This window comes from Donghicola sp. XS_ASV15, from assembly GCF_041224595.1.
In the GTDB taxonomy this organism is placed as follows: domain Bacteria; phylum Pseudomonadota; class Alphaproteobacteria; order Rhodobacterales; family Rhodobacteraceae; genus Donghicola.
In genome coordinates this window covers 1-445 of sequence record NZ_JBGFGN010000035.1, presented here as the reverse complement: position 1 = coordinate 445, position 445 = coordinate 1, and the positions used below count along the sequence as shown (strand labels likewise).

General features: G+C 42.9%; 2 protein-coding genes. Both read right to left on the bottom strand.

From position 1 onward, the window contains the following. A partial coding sequence (locus AB9K37_RS00515) for a helix-turn-helix domain-containing protein (RefSeq protein WP_369835108.1) occupies nt 1-97 on the bottom strand: 97 nt, incomplete at its 3' end. A gap of 103 nt (nt 98-200) precedes the next feature. Beyond that, a complete protein-coding gene (locus AB9K37_RS00510; RefSeq protein WP_369835107.1) occupies nt 201-443 on the bottom strand; it encodes a type II toxin-antitoxin system RelE/ParE family toxin in 243 nt (80 codons plus the stop codon). Between the last annotated feature and the right edge of the window lie 2 nt (nt 444-445).

Here is a 445-nt window from a genome sequence, read left to right as displayed (position 1 = left end):
CGATAGGGGCGGTCAGGATGCCGCCTTTTTTCAGTGTGCTGATTGTATTTCTGTGAACGCCCATTGCTTCGGCCAGTTGTTTGGCCGAAATTCCCATAGGATCCAGAAATTCCAGTTCCAGCATTTCTCCGACTGACACAGGTTTTCTTTTTGTTGCCCTCATATCAATCTCCTAGTTTTAAGTACCGTTATAGTTTAAGTTACGTTCCGTATTTGTGTGGGTCTAAGTGCGTGTCTTCAGCCACACCATCAACCCACTTAAAGAGTAAACGATATTGCTTGTTTACTCTGATTGAACACCAATCTTTCAATTTCCCTTCAAGGTGCTCAAATCGATTCCCAGGGGGAACTCTTAGATCTGATTCATTTGTTGCTGCATCGAGTATTAACAGCTTGCGGTGTAGCGCGCTTTCTATGTTCTTAGGTATTTTCTTGTGACTTATAT